Source organism: Mesorhizobium sp. M1066 (genome assembly GCF_040318635.1).
GTDB lineage: Bacteria > Pseudomonadota > Alphaproteobacteria > Rhizobiales > Rhizobiaceae > Mesorhizobium.
In genome coordinates this window covers 12,230-28,258 of the sequence record NZ_JAMYMR010000039.1, presented here as the reverse complement: position 1 = coordinate 28,258, position 16,029 = coordinate 12,230, and the positions used below count along the sequence as shown (strand labels likewise).

Sequence of the window (16,029 nt, the reverse complement as noted above, 5' to 3'; positions counted from 1 at the left end):
CGGAGGCGAAGGCACTAAGCCACAATCTACAGAGTTTTTTTGGGGCCTGTTTCGAGCGGGGCTGGATTGCTCGGGCGTCGAGTCAATGAGAATCGTTAACTTCGATTCTTGCGTTAGACTGCCGGTCGCTTGGTGCTTTTTCCGCTGTCGCTAGCGGCGTGAAATCAGTGTCAGGCCGGATTCGGCGGCAAAACTCGCAGACCAGTTCGATGGTGGCTTGGATGTCATCGAGACACAGCACTTCCGACGGCGTGTGCATATAGCGAAGTGGCACGGAGATGACCCCTGTCGCGACACCGCCTCGGCTTTCCTGCACGACACGAGCGTCAGTGGGGCTCTTCCCACCCGTGGCCTGCGGCTGAAACGGAATCTGCCTATCTCTGGCGGCTGACATTAAGATCCCGAGAACAACAGGATTCGTATTGGCACCTTGGGAAATTCCCGGGCCTTTGCCTAGATCGAGCCTGCCTTGCTCCTCCGGTCTGGCACGGGGATAATCCATGGCGACACCCATATCCACCGCGAGCGCCGTTTGCGGAGCGATGTTGAACGCCGCGGTCTGGGCGCCGCGCGACCCGATCTCCTCCTGCACTGTGCCGAGGACGTAGATTCCCACGTCTGGGTGGAGGCCGCCATTTTGTGCCAGGGAACGCACAACCTCGGCTCCGATTAGCAAGCCAATCTTATTATCGAAGGCTCGGCCGACAACATAGTTGCCGCGAAGGACCGCGAAGGCGGACTCTATGGTCACAGGGTTGCCAACCTGAACAACCGTTTCAGCTTCCTCGCGCGAGGTCGCTCCGATGTCGATCCACAAATCCTTCAAGGAAGGTGTCTGATTGCTATCAGACAACTGGAAGGTTTGAATCGCCTTCCGTCCGACAACTCCGAGCACGTGTTCTTTTCCGTGCACCCGAACCCGCTGCCCTATCTCGGTGGCCACGTCGGTCCCGCCGATAGTGCTGAAGAATAAAAAGCCGTTCTCGTCGATATGGTGGACTATGAACCCCACCTCGTCCATGTGACCAGCGTACATAATTCGCATAGAAGCGGCGGGATTTATCACGGAAATGACATTGCCCATCACATCGGTGGTTACCTTGTCTGCGAATGGCTCGACGTATTCGCGGTACAGCTTCGCGACGGGTTGCTCGAACCCGCTAGGAGATGGAGTGGCGACGATCATCTTCAAGAAGTCGAATGCCTGGTGCCGCATCGGGGGTATCCTGCAACATTTCTAATTTATGAATTACAAGCAATGTTCCTGCCGGTCTGTGGGCTGCAACGGCGCTCTTGGGAGAGGACTTTACGCACATTCGCCGCTACGACGGTGAAAGCTGCCATGCGCCCGGATTCGATCCGCGTATCCGCTCAAGGCGAGCTGTCCGAGAAACTGGTCGAGCTCTCCCATGCGAACCAGAGTGTTTGCGAGCCGTTCGCAGCAGTGGCTCTGCGGCAAGTGCCACATTTACCCAGTGGGCGAAGATCGCTTGCTGCGCTTCTTGGCCGCGGATTCAGCCATGGCGGGGGCTTCTTGGATATTAGCCGCACCACCCATATCGCCATTCTTGGTGCGTCCGGCGCCGGGTCCCGCGCCAAGATCTGCGCCGGTCATAGGATTGGTTGCCGGGTTCGAGAGCGTGCGCTCGGCCATTTTGACCACAACTTTCATGTCCTTCGCCCTGAGCTCGACCGTTGCAGTTCCATCTCCGCCATCAGCCGGCATGACCTCTTCGAGATCGTCGATACGGTCCCATTCTTCCCCAGAGTTCCACGGGCCGTCAGCGTCGCCCTCACCCTGCGAGGTGTTCACATACATGCTGGCATATTTCTCGACCCCAGGGAGCTTGCCCGACGGGAAGTTGTTCTCGATGGCGTAAAGCGCTTTTTCGAATGACTTCTGGTGGGCGACTTCGCGTGTCATGAGGAAGCCGAGCGCGTCCTTGATACCTGGATCGTCGGTAATGTTTATTAGCCGCTCGTAGACAATCTTGGCGCGCGCTTCGGCCGCTATATTCGATCGCAAATCGACGGTCGGCTCGCCGCGCGAATCTACATAGGAGGCGGTCCAAGGAACCCCGGCCGAGTCGCACAGTGCCGGCGCGCCGCCAAACAGGATCGACTCCTTGACCGATGTTCCGCTGCTCCCGATCATCAGATAAAGATCAGCTTCTTTCATCTGGCCTTCGGCAAGTTGCGCCTTAAGACCTTTATTGAGCATGGTAATGATCGAGCCGACCACTTCGAGGTGGCTGAGTTCTTCGGTGGCGATGTCCAGCAGCATGTCTTTACGGCCAAGGTCGTCTTCGCCCAGCCCCTGAGTGAAATAGCGATGGCTGCTGCAAGCTCGCCATCGGCGCCACCGAACTGCTCCATGATCATACACGCCAGGCGAGGGTTCGGTTCAGAGACACGTACCGTATATTGCAGTCGCTTGTTGTGCATGAACATCAATGGATCCTCCAAGATTTGTCTGCCCCAACATTCTGGTATGAGGAATGTTCCTCCTCGATTTGATTTTGGCGTGTTCGAAACGGCATCGCTCAAAAACGCTGCTTCGGGTGTGTCTAGCCGTTCCCGCCGTGGCTGGCCCGCAAAAAGCCTGCCGCTCTCACCGAGCTTTGATGCCGATTACCTGGCAATTCCCAAGATAAACAAATGTTATTTCGAACTTTTGTTTCGATCTTCTGCAAAAATAAATTCATCCAATAAGCCGGAACTTACCGATCCTACGCTGGTTGCGGGGTTGATTGGAGACATATCGATGTTAGCTAACGAACTGTCGCTGGACGCCATGCAGCGCACCATACGCGTGCTTGACGTCCGTGTATTCCGCGGGCCGCACCTCTACAGCTTGACTCCGATGGTGCAAATTCAGATTGATCTAGGGGCGCTGGAAGGCTTCCCGACAGATAAACTGCCCGGATTCACCGAAAATCTTGGTCGCCTGTTACCTGGGCTCGCAGCTCATGGCTGCAGCTATGGGGCCGCCGGAGGCTTCCTACGACGCATGGAAGAAGGCACGTGGCTCGGCCACGTTGTGGAGCACGTTGCTCTGGAGCTACAGACCGTCGTTGGTCATGGGGTAACGCGTGGCAAGACGCGGTCGGTCAAAGGCAGCCCCGCACCTACAACGTGATGTTCGCATATCAGGACGAGGCCGTCGCGCTGCTGGCCGGCCGCATTGCCCTTGAGCTGGTGGACAGTCTGTTGCCCGCTAACTTGCAGGGTGCCGAGGATCTGCGCGAAGTTGCCGAAGCGGACGGGCCCTTTGAACTCGCCGCCAGGCCGCAACTGCTGAAGGTCCTTGCCGATGAGCGTGCCCTCGGGCCAACAACCGCCTCCCTTGTACGAGAGGCCGAGAGACGAGGCATCCCTGCAATCCGGATCGATGAGAGCAGCCTCGTGCTCCTTGGCCAGGGCAGGCACCAGAAGCGGATCCGCGCGAGTTGCAGCGATTTCACTTCCGAGATCGCCACCGAGATTGCCTCCGACAAAGATCTCACCAAGTTGCTGTTGCACCAGGCCGGGCTGCCAGTGCCAAAGGGGGAGCTGGTCCGGTCAGAGCCTGAAGCTGTCGCTGGTGCGGCCCGCCTCGGCTACCCCATGGTTACCAAACCGCTGGACGGCAATCATGGACGGGGCGTCAATATTGGGCTGGCGACTGAGGAAGAGGTTCGCTGGGGTTTCGAACAGGCGCGCGAACATAGTCGCAGCGTGATCATTGAACAGCATTTTGTCGGCTCGGACCACAGGATCCTGGTTATCGAAGGAAGAGTGGTTGCGGTCGCCGAAAGGATTCCGGCGCATGTCATAGGTAACGGACGTGACTCTATTTCTGAGCTTGTGGAAGAGACGAACCGTGATCCCAGGAGAGGAGAAGGCCACTCCTCGGTGCTCACCCGGATTGAAATTGATGAGTGCGTCGAGCACTTTCTCTCGAGATCGCAACTTGCGCTGTCGAGCATTCCTGCTCGGGGCGAAAGGGTCTTCTTGCGGCCCACTGCCAATCTTTCCACCGGCGGAACGGCGATAGACCGGACAGACGAGATCCATCCGGAAAACGCATTGATCGCAAGGCGGGCGGCGCAGATCATCGGACTTGATATCGCTGGCATCGATTTTGTCTGCAGCGATATCTCGCGACCGGTGAGCGAAACCGGCGGCGGCATCATCGAAGTGAATGCCGGCCCCGGCTTTCGCATGCATCTGGAACCATCCCAGGGGCGCGCTCGCAACGTTGCGCGGCCAGTGCTTGATCTTCTGTTTCCTGGCGGTCAGAATGGGCGAATTCCAATTTTCGCGATAACCGGAACCAACGGTAAGTCGACTACCGCTCGCATGCTCGCGCATGTCCTGCAGGCGAATGGCTCGAATGTAGGGCTTACGTCGACCACCGGCATCTATCTGAACGGCGAACGGATCATGACGGGGGACTGCTCGGGTCCGAAGAGCGCCAGGGTCGTGCTGCGCGAGCCGGGCATCGACATTGCGGTGCTGGAATGTGCCCGCGGCGGGATCCTCCGCGAGGGGCTGGCTTTTGATGAGTGCGATGTCGGCGCGGTTCTCAACGTCCATGGTGATCATCTTGGCCTCAAAGGCATTGATACGATCGAGGATCTGGCGCAGGTGAAATCCGTTGTCGTGGAGTCGGTGCGCCGGGGCGGGTGGAGCATCCTCAACGCGGATGATGTCCATGCGTCAGCAATGTCGCGCGAAGCAGGGGGCAGCGTTTGCTATTTTTCGCTAGCGGACAGGACTGAGTGGCCCGATACGTTGAGGGACCACGTGGCTGAAGGCGGACGTGCCTTGACGCGCGAGCGCAGCGGGGATGGATTGGCCATCTTCATTCATGAAGATGGCCAATCCCTCTTCCTGATGTGCGTCGATGAAGTCCCTGCAACATTCGAAGGCGCGGCTGAGTTCAACGTCGCCAACAGCTTGGCGGCCATTGCGATAGCGTACTGCCATGGCGTCCCACTAACCACGATCCGCGGTGCATTGGCTGAGTTCACCACGTCGTTCGAGCATTCCCCTGGCCGCCTCAACGTCTTTGACGGGCATGGTTTTCGTACCATGGTCGACTACGCCCACAATCCTGAGGGGCTGACAGCGCTCGGAAAACTGGTCTCTCATATGCGGCGCGGTCATCAGCGCACGATTGGGCTGGTCGCCATACCCGGTGACCGCCGGGATTGCGACATTCGCAATATGGGAGCTGTGGCATCGAAGATATTTGACATCATCGTCTTCAAGGAAGACGCGAACGAATTGCGCGGCCGAGCCCCAGGCTCGATAGCTGGGCTGCTGCGGGAAGGTGCTTTGCAGGCCGGCTGCGCCCCCGCCCGAATGCACGTCTCGTATCCCGAGAGGGAGGCTGTTCGCTTTTGCCTTGAGCTTGCCCGGGAGCGTGATCTGGTTGTGCTGACCGTCGATGACGTCGAAGCTGTCTGGCGACAAGTTACAGGTTTCGAACCCGCGGCGGTTATCAGGAGAGGTCGTGACAACCACGATGTGCACCATCTGAGGGCCAGCTGATGTGGTCGCTCATCGTGCACGGCGGCGCCAAGGACATAAATCCCGAAGAGGAAGAGGCAAATCGGAGGGGATGCATCAACGCCCTGGAGGCAGGCCGCACAATCCTGGCAAGTGGGGGAACAGCCGTCGATGCGGTCGAAGCAGCGGTCCGCGTCCTGGAATCGGATCCGACTTTCAACGCAGGTTACGGTAGCGCTTTGAACAGAGACGGCGAGATCGAGATGTGCGCCTCACTGATGGAGGGGAAGAATGTCAACATCGGTGCTGTTACTGTCATCGCCGGCGTGCGGCATCCTATCAGTGTCGCGAAGGCTATGCTGTTTGAAGAGCCGATCCTTCTGGCGTCGGATGGCGCCAGGCGCTTTGCCGAGCAAAAACAGATGGAGCTTTGCGATCCTGCGGATCTGGTAAGCCCAGAGCAGCGCGAACTATCGCGAACTGGCAAGCACGATACGGTCGGCTGCATAGCCTTGGATCAGCACGGTAGCTTGGCAGTCGGCACGTCGACCGGTGGACTGGCCGGCATTCATCCGGGCCGCGTCGGCGATTCTCCCCTGCCCGGCTGCGGCTACTATGCGGACAATCATTTGGGAGCAGTGGCGTTCTCCGGAGATGGCGAGCATATCGCGCGAAAAACCCTCGCGGCGCGGGTCATGCATGCACTTGCCGACGGACCTGAGCAAGCTCTCGAGACTTCAATCAAGGAGCTCGAAACGATCGGTGGCGAAGCGGGCGGCATAGTGCTTACTGCCGCTGGACTATCTGGCTGGGCTCACAACAGCCGCGAGTTCGCAGTTGCGTTCATGACCAGTGACGACAAGAATGCACATGTCTTCCTGCGCAAGGAGGACAAAGAAATTGAGCACTAAGAAGAAGAGGTCCCTGTCAAAGGCGAAAACCGGAACCTTGGTAATAATCGGTGGGCATGAGGACCACGACGGCGATCGCGTCATCCTGAAGGAGGTCGCGAATCTGATCCCGGACGGGCGCCTGGTCCTTGCGACCATCGCGTCGCATGAGCCGGAAGGATATTTGGAAAAATATCAGCGCTCCTTTGGGGAGCTCGGGATCGACGATGTTATCGAACTTTACGTCAACGACCGCGTTGAGGCAGCGCACGACGAGAAAATAAAGGCGCTGGAGAACGTGAGCGCCGTGTTTTTTTCAGGTGGCGACCAACTCCGGATTACCAGTCAGATCGGTGATACGCCCATCGATGATCGGGTGCATGAAATTTTCCAAGGCGGGGGCATTATCGCCGGCACCTCCGCAGGTGCATCCATGATGAGCGACACGATGATGGTGAAAGGGCCAAACGCGGCGTCCTTTCGCATAGGCCATATCCGAATGGCTCCCGGGTTGGGCCTCCTGCCGAACGTAATTATTGATCAGCATTTTGCAGAACGGGGCCGAATTGGCAGGCTCATTGGAGCGGTGTCGCTGAATCCACGGGTCCTTGGCATCGGCATCGACGAAGATACGGCAATCGTCGTGCAGGGCAATACATTCAAGGTCATCGGCAGCGGCGCTGTCTACCTGGTTGACGCCACGGGCGTTACTCACTCGAACATTGCTGAAGGTCAACCTGATGCTGCTCTTTCAATCTATGACCTCAAGATTCACGTGCTGAGTTCGGGCGATGCGTTCGACCTCAAGACACGCCGTCCAAAGGAGAGCCCGGAACAGCGGGACGAAAACCGCTGAAGTCCGACGCCGAGCTCCTTACCATTCGTCTGATGAGCTTCTCCCAAGAGGGAGTCCGACGCTGATCGAGGCGCTTCGCGAGCGTTGCTGAACGCCACTCCACAATTCGAGCCAGCAACGCGCAACGCGGGAACATTGTGCTTGGCCGTCGTCGAGGCTCCACCACCTACCCGCCAGCCCAGAGGAGTACTCCCGAGCCGTTTGCCGTTCGAACCGAAGTAGCGGCCGCGGCGACACTGGCTGTGAACGGGAAACGGCTGTTGCGGCATTAACAGAGGTCATCGTCATGTGCCCGGATATTCCAGGTGCAGGTGCTTCTGCCGCAACTAATAGGTTCATTGCGCGGATGGTTTCGCGTCCAGGGCGGCCGAACAGCGTCAAGGCTGTCATCCTCCGCACCGGCGGCGGGTATTCGCGGGCTGGGTCTGCGTCCCACGCCGAGGCAGCGCCAGCGTGTCCGCCGGCGAACCATGGGCGGGATATCTCACGGGAGACCAGAATACCACATCCGAACGCGTTCACCATAACCATGCCCCTGTGAGGGTGATATGCCGCAACAAGAACTCTTCCGGTTCGGGACCTCTTGAAGTCGTCAAGAACCTCGGCACCAAAGCCGCCTCTTTTGGGCCGGCGCTTCAAATGCGATCAAGTGGGTGGTTGCCAACTGCTCCTCGCGCGCTACCTGCTTCGCCCAAGCCGAGCGCGAAGGGTGGGAGCGTGCCTTCGGCGATCAAACAAATCCCTTGCATCGCGACGGAGTGAAGGTTGATCGCTCAATTCACCACAGCAGGCGACGGACTTGCCTACGATATCTGCATTGTCGGAGGTGGCACTGTCGGCTTGGCCATTGCCGCGGGCCTCGAAAATGCAAAGCTACGCGTCTGCGTTCTTGAAGCGGGCGGCAAGTGGCAGACCAAGAGGTCTCAGGAGCTCTACCACGGCATTGTCGCAGATCCCCTCGTCCACGCGTCGCTCCAGAATTTCCGGATACGAGCGTTGGGAGGATCGAGCCGAGCATGGGGTGGCCGCTGCGTGCCGTTCGATAGCATTGACTTCCAGAAGCGCGAATGGGTGTGCAATTCGGGCTGGCCGATCACCTATGAAACACTGCTGCCCTACTACCGTCGTGCGCACGAGGTGATCGAGGCTGGGTCCTACGACTACGATCCAACAAGCGCGTTGCCTGGTTCTCCCGTTGAACTCGTAGAGGGCGTCGACGACGATTTGTTCAGGACCCGCCTGGAGCGGTTTAGTCCACCTACCAACGTGTGGAAACGGTTTTCCGGGTTGCTGCGGTCTTCGCGCCATATCCACATCTGGTTAAACGCTGCGGCGACGGGAATTCGCCTGGCGCCAAATGGGCGTTGTGTTCACCACATCGACAGTGTTGACCTGAAGGGCACAAAGCGTGAGGTCACGGCTTGCCATTACATAGTAGCCGCAGGCGGCTTTGAGACCACCCGACTGCTACTTGCCTCGAATGATGTGATGCCGGCTGGTATCGGCAACGCCCGGGATCAGCTTGGTCGTTTCTATATGGCCCATCTGGGAGGCACAGTCGGAGCACTAAAGTTGCCGAACGCCCAGCAGGCAGTTGCTTTTGGCTACGAGCGGGACGCGGCCGGCATCTACTGCCGAAGGCGGCTAGCGCTCACGGAGCAAGCGCAGCGGGAGCATGGCTTGCTCAACCAGATCTTCCGCACCCATCTGCCAAATCCAGCCGATCCTAACGACCCGATCCTCTCGGCGATGTATCTCGTCAAAGAGACATTTCTCCCGAAACACCTCAGAGGTCGGCAGCAACATTCAGTGACGCTGAACCAAAAGCTCGCGCACGTTCAGAACGTCGTATCGTCGCCATTGCGTCTCGGGCGCTTCGGTGTGGGCTGGATAGCGAATAGAACTTTCGCACGGCGAAAGCTGCCCTCGATCGTGTGCGAGCCGTGCGCCAATGTGGTCAATCTTGAGTTTCATTCGGAACAGGAGCCGAACCCCGCAAGCAGGCTGACGTTGGTGACCGAACGCGACCGATTGGGTATGCCGAAGCTGCGCGTCGATTGGAAAATCACGAACAACGATCTCCAGAGCATCGCTCGCGCTTATCGGCTGCTCGGTTGGAAGTTGGAGAAGCTCGGAGCTACCATTTCAGGATTTGAACCTGACCATGTGATCGAAATGGCAAGCAAATCAGGGGCCATGGATGGTCATCATCTCGGTACCACGCGGATGTCTGCGAGCCCGGCGGACGGGGTTGTTGACGCTGAATGCCGAGTTCATGGACTGATGAACCTGCACATCGCAGGTGGCTCGGTTCTGGCCACCTCCAGCCAGGCGAATCCCACCTTGACGATCTTGGCCTTTGGGCTCCGTCTCGCCGACAGGCTTCGCCAGTGATGATCACACCGGCAGCTGCTGAGTGACTGTCGCCAAATGCGCGCCTGAAAGTCGGGTACCGGGCGGGATCTGAGTCAAGCGGGTCCGGGGCCGAGAACCCTTTGTCCGACCTGGCTCGCCAGTTCTATGCAATCAGGTCACATTCGGGAGGCGGCTTTCCCGTGTCGGGGGCCCGTGAGCACTTATCGCGGCGGGGTCTCTTAGTTCCATGCGAATGTGGGCAGGCTCGCAAGCGGATCCAAGTGCAGTCGGCCCTTGTAGAGGGGGAGAGGAGATATCTCAGCTGGAGGACGCCCGCATTCTCGATATCTCGCGCAGTAGATGCTTTCGGAATTTTAGAAAATGACCGAGCCAACCCCAGCCTCGACTTACCCCTGCAAGGTGGATTCTCGACCGGACGCCGTTCGACGGCAACATTTGCCCGACCGTGCGGCCGTGATCGTTGCTGACAGATGACTGTTCGGCCATGCTCAGCAAGCACCCAGGCGGCGTTTCGGCAATCAAGGCCTCGCCACCATCAATGCGCCGAAGCAAGATGTCCATCTTTGCCCATGGCAATTGCAAATGTACCGTTCACGTCATTTCCGATCGCCGCAGTTCTTTAAAATCGCGGGTCGCCATCGACACGGACGCCGAACAGCACCGAGCCGGCGGCCTTTTCTGCCGCGTCTTCCACCCGATCAGAAAACCGGCGATTCCTACCGCCTGGTTTTGACAGCGACTGTTCAAACAAGACGAGTTCCCGACCAGTGACCCGCCGGCTGTCCGGGTGTGCTGGAGTGGTCGCTTGGCCTTTCCACAGCCCTTCGCGCAAGCCGGTGGCCGTCAGCGTGCAGCTGGCGAGAGCGCATCGCGGGGGTTTCCGCCTGTTGGTGGGCGAGACATACAGGTGACCTTGTCGATCATTCCGAGCACCGTTTGGGGGGCACTGTGGTGAGCCATGTGCCCGGCATTCGGGACTATTTCAATCAGTGATCCTGAGATCTCGGCATGCAAGCGTTCCGCGTTGCGCCGAGCGTCGAACAGCCTGTCCCGTGCTCCAGCGACAATACCGGTCGGCACGCCGATGTCTCGATAGCTGGGTTTCGTCAACAGCGCCGCGCCGAGCATCAGGGCTGTCTCCACGCAGACGGAGCGCAACTGAGATGGGCGGGTGGCAACCTCCCTTGTGCTCACCGAAAAAGCATCGGAGACCGGCCCGGGCCGGAATATTGTTCGCATGGCCGATGGCCAGCCGAATCTTACTCCGAGCGGCAGCAAGGTGTGACAGAATGCCGTGCCGATCAGCGGTACGGCCGGTAGTGCTGCAAGAGCGAGATCCAGCCTCGGTGGCGGATAGTAATAACCCGAGACGAGAATTAGGCCGGCGACAGAGGGAGCATGCCTGCGAGCCATCTCCAGCGCGATCCAAGCGCCCCAGGAATGTCCGAGCACGAGGTATCTGTGAATGCCGAGGCTGGCGGCGGCTTCGTGAAAGAGATCGGCTTGCTCGGGCGCCGACCAGCGCTTTCCAGCCGGTCGCGAGCTGCCGCCGAAGCCAGGCCGGTCGAAAGCGAGGGCCCGGTGCTTGGCACTCGCCAGGTCGAGCATGCCGCTGATAGCAAAATCCTCCGCGACCGAGCCATTGCCGTGCAGCAGGAGCAAGGGAAGCCCGCTGCCTTTCTCGATGACGCGCAGTTCCACTCCATCGATCTTGACAGTGCGTCCAAAAAATCCGGGAACCCGAGCCGTCCTGGCGCGCGCGTGATTGTATGCCGCCAGCGACAGGGCGGTAGCCGCCAACAGCGTGGCGAGCTTTATTCGCTTTGATAACATGCTGAACTCCGGCGCTGGGACTGCATGGTGGCAACACGGTTCGGTTGTGCGGCGCCGGCTGCATCGACCAGATAAACAGCACCGCTGCCGATCACCCTCAACGTCTCGCCCTTCACCACGATCGCCGTATCCTCGTTGATGCCGATGCACAGAACGCGTGGGTTCTGCTACACTGCCCCGATGACCCGCCCGATGCGGCCGCAAAGTGCTGGTCGATTATTACATTCGGCAGCATGCCCAGTCCCAGCGCCATGCGAATGTGGGCGATGAGAAAGTATCGTTCATGACCGAGGCGCCTGCGGAGATGCCGGCAAGGATGCCTCCGGCTTCGTAGATTTCGTGCACCCGTTCGTCGATGGGCGTGTCGCCGACCCGGCTGGTGATCCGCAGCTGGTCGCCACCGGAGAAGAACACCTCACTCACGTTTGCGAGCGCACTTAGTTTTTTTCAGGAGCTGCCTCGAGGCGGTCGTTGACGTAGAGCTCGATGACATCTCACTAACTGGTCTGATGTAGACTTCAGGATGGCCGAAGAACCAGAAGAGATGCTGGTACAGGATAGGGTCGCCGCCGCCGTCCGGCGCGAAGAATGTGGTGCCAAAATTCCGATCCGTCAGGAGCATGGTGATGGCGCCGGCCAGGACAGGCGGGGCCAGCAGCAAAAGGAAGCCAGTGATGAGGATCGACCACACGAACAAAGGCATTTTATGCAACGTCATCCCTGGCGCGCGCATGTTGAAGATCGTGGTGATGAAATTGATGGCGCCTAGTATAGAAGAGGCTCCCGCGATGTGCAGAGAAAGAATGACCAGATCGACGGCAGGACCGGGATGGCCGGAGGTCGACAGGGGCGGGTAGAGGAACCAGCCGGTCCCGGGACCGTAGCCGCCGGGGACGCTGGGCATGAAGATTGACAACAAAAGCAGCATCAATGCCGGCGGCAGCAGCCAGAACGAGATGTTGTTCATGCGTGGGAAGGCCATGTCCGGGGCGCCGATCATGATCGGAACCATCCAGTTCGCGAACCCACCGATCAGTGCGGGCATGACGGTGAAGAAGATCATGATCAGCGCGTGCGCCGTGGTGAATACGTTATAAAGTTGCTTGCCGGCATCTATGGCCACGTCGCCCTGGTAGCCATAGATCATCGACGCCAACCCGGGGAAAACCTGGATCCCGGGTTGCTGCAGTTCAATTCGCATGCCCACCGACAAGAGCATGCCGATGACCCCCGCGATGAAGGCGAAGATCAGGTAGAGCGTGCCGATATCCTTGTGGTTTGTCGAAAACAACCAGCGGGTGATGCCCCTCGGCTTGTGGTCGTTGCGGTTGCTCGGAGTCGCCGCCGAATATTCACTCATGAGCGTTCTCCGCTTCAGCCATGCCTCAACAGGGCATCCGAACCGTGATGTCAGTTGATTGTTCCCCCAGAACGCGCGACGCGAGGGAACATACGGCAGAAGCCGAGGTTCGGGTCGGGCGCGGCGTGACCCTGCGCGGTTGAAGGATCGGCATCCATGCTGGCAAGCATTGCTGCGACATTCGTTCTGACGACAGTGGTCGGCGGGCTGATACTGCGTCTGGATCGAGGTCCGTCATGATCTACACGACCCGACGGAAGACAGGGCGATGCACCTGGAGCTGCCAACCAGACTTGGATCTCCGGTTTCGGCGGAGTCGTCCTGATATGGACACCATCACCGCGAAAATCGACCCGAGAACCCGAGTCGGCTGGCTTCTGCTCGGCTTCGCGCTGGGCGGCTTCTTCGACGGCATCGTCCTGCATCAGATTCTGCAATGGCATCATCTTCTCTCGGGCCTCACCGACCCTGCGGGTGACGACCTGCGCTTCCAGATCATGGCCGACGGGCTCTTCCACCTGTTCATGTACGTGTTGGCCGTTGCCGGCACGGTGCTGCTGGTGGCGGCGAGGGCAGCAGGCGGGCGGGTCGGAACCACGACCGAGATCCTGCGGCTCGCCTTCACCGGGTTCGGCGTCTGGCATGTGGTGGACGCCATTGTGTTCCATTGGCTGCTCGGCCTGCATCGGATCAAGATGAACAGCAACATGCCGCTCGCCTGGGACATTGCGTGGCTGGTCATCTTCGGAATCGTGCCGCTGCTGTTGGTGCTGGTGCTGCCAAACCGCGGTGGACCGGCACGCGGTGCCTCGGCGGCTCTGACCAGCATCGTCCTGCTTGCAGGACTGGCTGCGGGCGTCTGCCCACTCTTCAACGGTGCCGCCACTTCCGTCATCGTCTTTCGAGCTGGGATGGAACCCGCCGCAATGATGCGGGCGATTCAAGCCGCCGACGCCGACCTCAGGTGGGCTGACACCAGCGGCATCATCTTGGCGGTCGATAGGGTCTCATGGCGCGGGTTGATGATCCTGCACGCGCGCGGCGCCCTGGTCGTCAGCACGACGCCTGTCATTGCCGGATGCCTCGCTTCCGTTTTGTGGGGAGAACGCCAAACTCCGTATTATCCGAGCGGAACGATCGCTCCAGCACCTCGAGCCGACAAAGAAGGTGGAAACAGCATGCGGACGCACCTCCATGGTTGAGTATCGCGGGATCGGCTCATTCAAGGGGGTTGCTGATGCCACCTCGGACAACCATGTGGACCCGCGACACTCGGCGGCAATATAGCCGCGGTCATCTTCGATATCCAAGCAGCTTATCCGATGCCGAATGGGCGATCGTCGCTGCACACTTCCGCCCATCAGCGACCACGCCGTTGGCCAATGACGATCTGTTTGATGGCGAGGCAAGAAACCGGTCAAGCTGGTGAGGCTGCTGTGATGCATCGTTCGAACATTCGGATACGCTCCAGACTCTTCATTGATCTAGTCAGTCTTGATACCGGCATCTCGGGCGGCTTTCATCATCTGGTGCGCAAGGTCGCTCGCAGCGATGGGGTCGCCGGTTGTGGAACCCGGCAGATGGCTCGCCACTCATTCGTCGAGGGCCTGCGGCCGCGAGCACTCATTCGGTAAACCAGGATCGTAGTAGACGATGGCACTGCGGATCGTGCTATAGATGCTGTCGACCTCTCCGCGCTTGATGCCGATCGACCTGGCATCTGCGATGAGCTTGTGCGCCACTTCGTCAACCGAAGTGACGTCGGCTCCGGCCCTCTTCGGAACGTTGTTCCTGATCCAGGCCGCGCGCTCATACAAGCATCCAAAAAATTAGGAGTGCACACCGGGCTAGCCCAAAGGGCCACCTTGGAAAACAAGCCGCTTGGCCGGCACTTGCCGATGCTACGAGATGGGCTGCGGAAGCGCCCATGCAGTCACGATGCTTCCAGCTCGTCGAACCTCGGCCGCAAAGACTGTTCCGTTAGGTTTTGCTGAAATGGCGGGAACTTTTTGCTGCTGCGGCGATTTTCGGTCGCCATGACAAAACTATCTGACCTCGGACCTCGCATTCCCCGCAACGGGGGACATTTGCATTCGTGAAAAGGACCGCTTCTACGCATGTCCTTCTTGCGGCCAGAAAGTCGATCAGACCGATTTGCGGACGGCGGCAGTTTGAGCCACGACACCCGATGCCGCTCCCCCAGACACTATCTTCGATCGAGATGGCGCTCGAATGTCCGGCATGCGGAACGGCTTTCATCAAACCAGGGCGTTGGTTCATCGTTGCCGCCCACTATCGGTGCGAAGGTTGCCAGCGTCTACACCGCCTTACCTATCCAGAAAAGGTGGAATTGTTCGACAGATACACCAAGCGTCTGACGACAGTCTCGACAGCGAGGGACAACGAGGTCGCACGAGTGCCCCAGCTTAGCAGGCAACGACAAGGCCAGTGACGCTCCATCGAGACGGGCTGGCCGCAGGCCGGGCGAATAAGCTTTCCAAGCTCCCATGACGCGTGTGACGCCAACGCTCTGTGCGAAGGACGGGCGCGTCGCTCAGCTTCGGGATGTTCGGTCAATCGATCGACGCGCAGCGAAGACCCGTCATTGATCAGCAATGACGGGTCTTGCTTTGAGACCACTTGGCCCGGGGTTGTAAGCCAAGCTGTCGCCCCAATTTGATTCCCGACACAGGTTCCCAGCTTGGGCAAATAATGCCAGTGGCGTCACCACCACGCAAAGGCCCGTCGCTGAACGGAACAAGCAGCGACGGGCCTCACCTGACAGCGCTTGGCTGTGCAGGCCAAGCTGCATACCGAACATCGATCTTTGCATCAGGTTCCAGGATCGGGCAAAATAAGCCTGCGCCATGGTTAGGAACGGAAGAGGGCGGTTCTGGTATGCAGCGTCCAGGTCGCCGACACGCACCACACGCAAATCCGTCCCGAAAAATCGCCTCGGGAAAGACTCCGAAAGCTGTCGCCAACTTCGGGCACCGATGATGGGAAGCGACGTCACGCGTGCCCGGCTAAAGTCGCTATGATGTCCAAGGGTTGCGTCCCAACAAAAAGGCCCGCCACCGTTCGGCGGCGGGCAGTCTCACAGAGGGAAAACACACTGAACGGGAACAGTGCCCCCTTCGAAGCTTGTTTATGCGAGAATGTTCCAACGCGTCCGCGAGATACTTGGGAGATCGCATGCTATATGGATGCGATTTTCA

10 protein-coding genes and 2 pseudogenes are annotated in these 16,029 nt (G+C 59.2%); 6 read left to right on the top strand and 6 right to left on the bottom strand.

Translation table 11 applies throughout. The annotated features are described in order from the left end of the window. Nucleotides 1-82: 82 nt before the first annotated feature. Together NKH52_RS29610 and NKH52_RS29605 are read right to left on the bottom strand one after the other, a co-directional pair. A complete protein-coding gene (locus NKH52_RS29610) occupies nt 83-1,216 on the bottom strand; it encodes a M20/M25/M40 family metallo-hydrolase (RefSeq protein WP_352736133.1) in 1,134 nt (377 codons plus the stop codon). A 252-nt stretch (nt 1,217-1,468) separates the two neighbouring features. Beyond that, nucleotides 1,469-2,445 (bottom strand): annotated as a pseudogene (locus tag NKH52_RS29605) (manganese catalase family protein). Here NKH52_RS29605 and NKH52_RS29600 point away from each other — a divergent pair. The 5 genes from NKH52_RS29600 (at nt 2,444) to NKH52_RS29580 (ending at nt 9,636) form a co-directional block, all read left to right on the top strand. Further along, nucleotides 2,444-3,139, top strand: coding sequence for a cyanophycin synthetase family protein (locus tag NKH52_RS29600; RefSeq protein ID WP_352736134.1), 696 nt, complete (start codon nt 2,444-2,446; stop codon nt 3,137-3,139). The pseudogene NKH52_RS29605 and the gene NKH52_RS29600 sit on opposite strands and share 2 nt — an antisense overlap. After that, the gene (cphA, locus tag NKH52_RS29595; RefSeq protein ID WP_352736135.1) at nt 3,139-5,538 is read left to right on the top strand and encodes a cyanophycin synthetase; all 2,400 of its coding nucleotides are present in this window, start codon (nt 3,139-3,141) and stop codon (nt 5,536-5,538) included. Before NKH52_RS29600 ends, cphA begins: the two co-directional genes overlap by 1 nt. Beyond that, on the top strand, nt 5,538-6,407 hold the full coding sequence (locus tag NKH52_RS29590) for an isoaspartyl peptidase/L-asparaginase family protein (protein WP_352736136.1): 870 nt from the start codon (nt 5,538-5,540) through the stop codon (nt 6,405-6,407). The genes cphA and NKH52_RS29590 overlap by 1 nt, the downstream gene beginning before the upstream one ends. Continuing rightward, nucleotides 6,397-7,242 (top strand): cyanophycinase, encoded by an 846-nt coding sequence (locus NKH52_RS29585; protein ID WP_352736137.1) that lies wholly within the window; start codon nt 6,397-6,399, stop codon nt 7,240-7,242. Before NKH52_RS29590 ends, NKH52_RS29585 begins: the two co-directional genes overlap by 11 nt. 765 nt (nt 7,243-8,007) lie before the next feature. Next, complete coding sequence (locus NKH52_RS29580; protein ID WP_352736138.1) at nt 8,008-9,636, top strand: GMC oxidoreductase; 1,629 nt, start codon at nt 8,008-8,010, stop codon at nt 9,634-9,636. An 825-nt stretch (nt 9,637-10,461) separates the two neighbouring features. Here the strand turns inward: NKH52_RS29580 and NKH52_RS29575 are convergent. From NKH52_RS29575 to NKH52_RS29565, 3 genes and pseudogenes are all read right to left on the bottom strand, one after another. Next, on the bottom strand, nt 10,462-11,319 hold the full coding sequence (locus NKH52_RS29575; protein WP_352736139.1) for an alpha/beta fold hydrolase: 858 nt from the start codon (nt 11,317-11,319) through the stop codon (nt 10,462-10,464). Nucleotides 11,320-11,670: 351 nt separating this feature from the next. Continuing rightward, nucleotides 11,671-11,874: a Type 1 glutamine amidotransferase-like domain-containing protein gene (locus NKH52_RS29570; protein WP_352736140.1), complete on the bottom strand. Its 204-nt coding sequence runs from the start codon at nt 11,872-11,874 to the stop codon at nt 11,671-11,673. 85 nt (nt 11,875-11,959) lie between these two features. Next, a pseudogene (locus NKH52_RS29565) lies at nt 11,960-12,811 on the bottom strand (cbb3-type cytochrome c oxidase subunit I); the annotation flags it as partial. 326 nt (nt 12,812-13,137) lie between these two features. Between NKH52_RS29565 and NKH52_RS29560 the strand changes: the two are divergent. Beyond that, on the top strand, nt 13,138-14,013 hold the full coding sequence (locus tag NKH52_RS29560; RefSeq protein ID WP_352736141.1) for a DUF2243 domain-containing protein: 876 nt from the start codon (nt 13,138-13,140) through the stop codon (nt 14,011-14,013). Between the two features lie 390 nt (nt 14,014-14,403). Here NKH52_RS29560 and NKH52_RS29555 read toward each other — a convergent pair whose 3' ends face one another. Next, nucleotides 14,404-14,628, bottom strand: coding sequence for a DUF768 domain-containing protein (locus tag NKH52_RS29555; RefSeq protein ID WP_352736142.1), 225 nt, complete (start codon nt 14,626-14,628; stop codon nt 14,404-14,406). Nucleotides 14,629-16,029: the final 1,401 nt, after the last annotated feature.

What these genes read in the sequence shown, in the direction of transcription:
- NKH52_RS29610 (WP_352736133.1), bottom strand. Translation starts at nt 1,216, where the DNA reads ATGCGGCACCAGGCATTCGACTTCTTGAAGATGATCGTCGCCACTCCA.
- NKH52_RS29600 (WP_352736134.1), top strand. Translation starts at nt 2,444, where the DNA reads ATGAACATCAATGGATCCTCCAAGATTTGTCTGCCCCAACATTCTGGT.
- cphA (WP_352736135.1), top strand. Translation starts at nt 3,139, where the DNA reads ATGTTCGCATATCAGGACGAGGCCGTCGCGCTGCTGGCCGGCCGCATT.
- NKH52_RS29590 (WP_352736136.1), top strand. Translation starts at nt 5,538, where the DNA reads ATGTGGTCGCTCATCGTGCACGGCGGCGCCAAGGACATAAATCCCGAA.
- NKH52_RS29560 (WP_352736141.1), top strand. Translation starts at nt 13,138, where the DNA reads ATGGACACCATCACCGCGAAAATCGACCCGAGAACCCGAGTCGGCTGG.